We start from the raw sequence: 5,142 nt of genomic DNA on the forward strand, positions 1-5,142 counted from the left end.
GGCCATCTTTTCGGATACAAGGAGCAAAGGCGAAGGAAATGTTTATCCATTTTCAAGTCCTTTGCGACGATGTTGCCGGAAAGATGGACCATATCCTCCGGACGCCGAAACGGCTGCAAGCTGCAGTGTCGAACCGTTCGGCCGGGGGAAAGACTCCGCCCTTCACGCTTCTCCTCGCATCTTCTTGCCGTTTCAGGCGCCATTTCTACCAGATTCATGAGTTTACGACCTAACGTTCGTTGCAAGCAGGGAGGTACGGCCATGTGGATCAATCTGACTGACGTCAATGGCGATCACATTACACTTAACTTCGCTCACGTCGTCTCTTTCAACCCGTATGGAACAGGGACCCACATTGTGACAACCACGGCGGGGCTAACGTTCTTCGTGAAGGAAACCACCGAAGAAATTCAGCACAAAGTCGGAATTACGACCAGTTAGGCAAATAGGTACTGAACTGGCGGCCGGTGAAGAGAGGAGGCAGTGGGGGCTTTGTAGCCGCTCGTTGCCTTCAAGATTATAAAGAAAATCACTCTTCCGTGCGTTGCCCAAACTCCACAATTGGTATTTATATTGTGAACACGCGCGGGTTGTCCTTGCCTTTGTCACATTTGTCGCTCAATTGCGTCAGCGAGTTACCGGCATTGCACTATTCGATTGCCGGACCGGGAAGGCCTTCGGGTTGGTGTCTTCCACGATGCAATCTGCATGATCTGCTCATGCATTGGTAACGCACATGCCAACAGGTGAAATGGGTTCCGGATACAGATGATACGCTTGATCGGATATTTTTTCGGAATCGGCACTGTCATGGCGCTTCTGGGAGCGGGCGCCGTCGCGCTTTACGTTGTCAACATGTCGAAAGACTTGCCTGACTACGAAGTGCTGGCGAAGTATGAGCCGCCGGTCATGACACGTATTCACTCGTCCGACGGTTCGTTGATGGCTGAATTCGCGCGCCAACGCCGGCTCTATTTGCCGATTCAGGCCGTTCCCGATCGCGTCAAGGCAGCGTYCATCTCGGCAGAAGACAAGAACTTCTATCAGCATCCCGGTGTGGATATTGCCGGTCTTACCCGTGCCGTCATCACCAATGTCCAGAATTGGGGCTCACGCCGCCCGGTTGGTGCATCGACGATTACGCAGCAGGTGGCCAAGAACTTCCTCCTGAGCAACGATCAGACCATCGGGCGCAAGGTCAAGGAGGCGATTCTTTCCTTTCGCATCGAGCAAGCCTATTCCAAGGATCGTATCCTCGAACTCTATCTGAACGAAATTTTCTTCGGCTTGAACTCCTATGGTATCGCCGGGGCTGCGTTGACCTACTACAACAAATCGGTCAATGAACTGACCGTAGCCGAAGCAGCTTACCTCGCAGCACTGCCCAAGGGGCCATCGAATTACCACCCGTTCCGGCAGCCGGATCGGGCCGTCGAACGCCGTAACTGGGTGATCGACCGCATGGCTGAAAATGGCTATGTGACCGCCGAGGAAGCAAAAGTAGCCAAGGCGGAACCGCTTGGCGTCACGCCGCGTCACACCGGAAATTATCTCTTTGCTTCTGAATATTTCACGGAAGAAGTCCGGCGTCAGATCATCGCCCGCTATGGTGAAAATGCGCTTTACGAGGGCGGCCTGTCGGTTCGCACAACGCTCGATCCGAAAATGCAGGTGCAGGCGCGCGCAGCGTTGCAGCACGGCCTGTTCAAATACGATGAAGCGCGAGGCTATCGCGGCGCCTACAAGACCATTTCGACGAACGGCGACTGGGGCATTCCTCTTTCAGAGATAAAAGCGTTTTCCGATGTCCCCGACTGGCAGTTGGCCGTCGTTCTTGAGGTGACGCCAGAGCAGGCGACAATCGGGCTCCAGCCGGAGCGCGACGCATCGGACAAGCTGGTCACCGAACGCAAGAAGGGCACCATCGCAGCGGCGGATGTCAAATGGGCATTCCGCCTGCTCAACGACGAAAAGCGCACCACTGCCAAGTCGCTGGAGAGCGTTTTCAACGTCGGTGACGTGATCTTCGTTCAGAAGAAAGAGGGCAGCGACACGGAATTCGATCTGCATCAGGTGCCGAAAATCGAAGGCGGCGCGGTGGCGATGGATCCGCATACGGGGCGCGTGCTTGCGATGGTCGGCGGCTTCTCCTTTGCCGAATCCGAATTCAACCGGGCAACGCAGGCAATGCGTCAGCCGGGCTCGTCTTTCAAACCTTTCGTCTACTCCGCCGCGCTCGACAACGGCTATACACCGGCTTCGGTGGTGCTTGATGGGCCAATCTCCATCGATCAGGGCGGCAGTCTTGGAATCTGGGCGCCGAAGAACTACGGCGGTAAATTCGCGGGGCCGTCGACATTGCGTTACGGTATCGAGCAGTCGCGTAATCTGATGACTGTGCGACTGGCCCAGGACATGGGCATGAAGCTTGTGGCCGAATATGCCGAGCGGTTCGGCATTTACGACAAGATGCTGCCGGTTCTCGCTATGGCGCTCGGCTCCGGCGAAACGACGGTACTGCGGATGGTCACGGGTTACTCGATCATCGCCAATGGCGGTCGCAAGATAACCCCGTCGATGATCGACCGGATACAGGACCGCTACGGCAAGACGATTTTCAAGCATGACGAGCGCAAGTGCGATAATTGTTCGGCGGACGAGTGGAAGAACCAGCCGGAACCCGAGCTGATCGACGATCGTGATCAGGTGCTCGATCCGATGACCGCCTACCAGATCACGTCCATGATGGAAGGTGTGGTTCAGCGCGGCACTGCGACGATCCTGAAAAGTCTTAACCGACCAATAGCCGGCAAGACCGGAACCACCAACGATGAAAAAGACGCCTGGTTCATCGGCTTCACGCCGGATCTCGTCTTCGGTGTCTACCTTGGGTATGACAATCCTTCCCCTATGGGCCACGGTTTTACCGGTAGCGGTCTCGCGGCACCAGTGTTCAAGGACTTTGCTGAAGCTGCGCTTCAGGGGCAGCGCTCCGTCGATTTCCGCGTACCGGAAGGCATGGCGGTCCTCCCGATCGATCGCAAGACAGGCATGCGAGCATCGCCTGGTGGTCCAAATGTGATCATGGAAGCCTTCAAGCCGGGTACAGGACCTGCCGACAGCTATTCTGTCATCGGTATGGATACGTTCTCCGAGGGCTCGCCCGTCGGCGTGCAGTCTCCGAACGTCAACCGGGCGATACAGGGCGGAGGCGGCGGCCTGTTTTAACCGCTTTGCTGCCRAGCATTCGCTGAAAACCTCAAGACTTTACATCGCGCGGACCAGTCAATATGGTCCGCCGAAATTTGAGCATAGAGAAGGAACGGATTGCCGATGCGCGCCGAAATCGAGACCTTAGTCGATGAGATCAAGCAGGCCATAAGCCTGCTGAGGAGGCATCTTTGACTGGGATACGTCAATCAAACGCCTGGGCTATCTGAATCAGCTTGCCGAAGACCCTGCACTCTGGAACGACGCGCAGGAAGCACAGAAGCTGATGCGTGAACGCCAGCAGCTGGAAGACGGCATCAATTCGATTCGCACGCTGACGCAGTCTCTCGATGACAATGTCGAACTCATCGCCATGGGCGAGGAGGAGGACGACAAGTCAATCGTAACCGAGGCGGAAGAGAATATCCGCGCCATCAAACAGGAAGTCGATCGTCGCCAAATAGATACGTTGCTCTCTGGCGAAGCCGACGCAAACGACACGTATCTGGAAGTACATTCCGGTGCCGGCGGTACGGAAAGCCAGGACTGGGCGAATATGCTCCTGCGCATGTATACGCGCTGGGCAGAGCGCAAGGGCATGAAAGTCGAGCTGCTCGAAGTCCACAATGGCGAAGAAGCTGGCATCAAATCTGCCACCATCCTGGTCAAAGGGCACAATGCTTACGGCCTCTTGAAGACGGAATCCGGTGTACACCGGCTCGTGCGTATTTCGCCCTACGATTCCAATGCACGCAGGCACACGTCGTTTTCGAGCATCTGGGTCTACCCGGTCGTCGATGACAATATCGATATCGCCGTAACGGAAGCAGATGTGCGCATCGATACGTATCGCGCATCCGGTGCAGGTGGTCAGCACGTCAACACGACCGACTCGGCGGTTCGTATCACGCATATCGCCACGGGTATTGTCGTGCAGTGTCAGGCAGAACGTTCGCAGCACAAGAACCGCGCGACGGCCTGGTCGATGTTGCGCGCGCGTCTGTACGAGGCGGAAYTGGAAAAGCGTGAACAGGCCGCGGATGCGATTTCAGCGTCCAAGACCGATATCGGCTGGGGACACCAGATCCGCTCCTACGTGTTGCAACCCTATCAGCTGGTGAAGGATCTGCGCACCGGGGTTGAAAGCACAAGCCCGCAGGATGTGCTCGACGGCGATGTCGATATGTTCATGGAGGCCGCTCTGGCCCACCGCGTGCACGGATCGGATGTCGAAGTCGAAGACATCGCGTGATCTTGGTTGCAGCCTGACGTTAAAATCTAAAGTTCGGCTGYCAGCTTTCGGCCGATCGCCAGATACCCGACAGGGTTGACCGCACTGCCGTTTCTGCGAACTTCATAATGCAGATGAGGGCCCRTCGAGCGGCCGGTGCTGCCAACCTTGCCGATCGTATCGCCAAGTTTCACGCGCTGGCCGGCGCTTACGAGAATCTGGCTCAAATGGCCATAACGCGTTGTAAGTCCGTTGCCGTGGTCGACTTCGACCATATTGCCATAGCCGCCATTGTAGTCGGCGGCGGTCACCGTTCCGTTGGCCGTGGCATGGACCGAGCTTCCAGATATGGCGCGAAAATCCATACCGGAATGAAACGCGATCATCCCAAGAAGCGGGTCCGCGCGTGAACCAAACGGGCTCGAAACCGGCATGCCGGGAACCGGATTGGCGATAGGAATGGATTTTGCGAGGCTCTTGGCGCTCTCGAGCCGCTGTACCGCCTCATCCAGATCGGCAAATTTTGTGTCGAAACCGGACGTCGGATTTGTGCTTGCCAGCAGCAATGGTCCACCCGTACCGGCATTCTCATCGTCAGCAACAGGTTTCACGCCGGTCGCAACCAGGGCTTCCATAATCCTGTCGGCGCTCTCATTGGCGGTGTTGGAGAGCTTCTGCATTTGCTGAGTCTGACGGATTTC

General features: G+C 56.5%; 4 protein-coding genes. 3 read left to right on the forward strand and 1 reads right to left on the reverse strand.

Features of this window, described 5'->3' with window-relative positions:
- The first annotated feature begins 261 nt into the window (after positions 1 to 261).
- The 3 genes from ACXJ5O_RS18205 to prfB all read left to right on the forward strand — a co-directional run bounded on the left by ACXJ5O_RS18205 (position 262) and on the right by prfB (position 4,462).
- The gene (locus tag ACXJ5O_RS18205; RefSeq protein ID WP_457301119.1) at positions 262 to 441 is read left to right on the forward strand and encodes a hypothetical protein; all 180 of its coding nucleotides are present in this window, start codon (positions 262 to 264) and stop codon (positions 439 to 441) included.
- A gap of 327 nt (positions 442 to 768) precedes the next feature.
- Positions 769 to 3,228, forward strand: coding sequence for a penicillin-binding protein 1A (locus ACXJ5O_RS18210; RefSeq protein ID WP_457301120.1), 2,460 nt, complete (start codon positions 769 to 771; stop codon positions 3,226 to 3,228).
- 105 nt (positions 3,229 to 3,333) lie between these two features.
- Positions 3,334 to 4,462, forward strand: a protein-coding gene (prfB, locus tag ACXJ5O_RS18215) for a peptide chain release factor 2 (RefSeq protein ID WP_457301121.1) whose coding sequence is annotated in 2 segments (ribosomal slippage) — positions 3,334 to 3,402 and positions 3,404 to 4,462 — 1,128 coding nt in all. Because the reading frame shifts where the segments join, the coding sequence is not laid out codon by codon here.
- Between the two features lie 26 nt (positions 4,463 to 4,488).
- On the opposite strand, the gene ACXJ5O_RS18220 is transcribed toward prfB, so the two are convergent.
- A partial coding sequence (locus tag ACXJ5O_RS18220; protein ID WP_457301122.1) for a M23 family metallopeptidase occupies positions 4,489 to 5,142 on the reverse strand: 654 nt, incomplete at its 5' end.

This window comes from Phyllobacterium sp. P5_D12 (genome assembly GCF_054049495.1).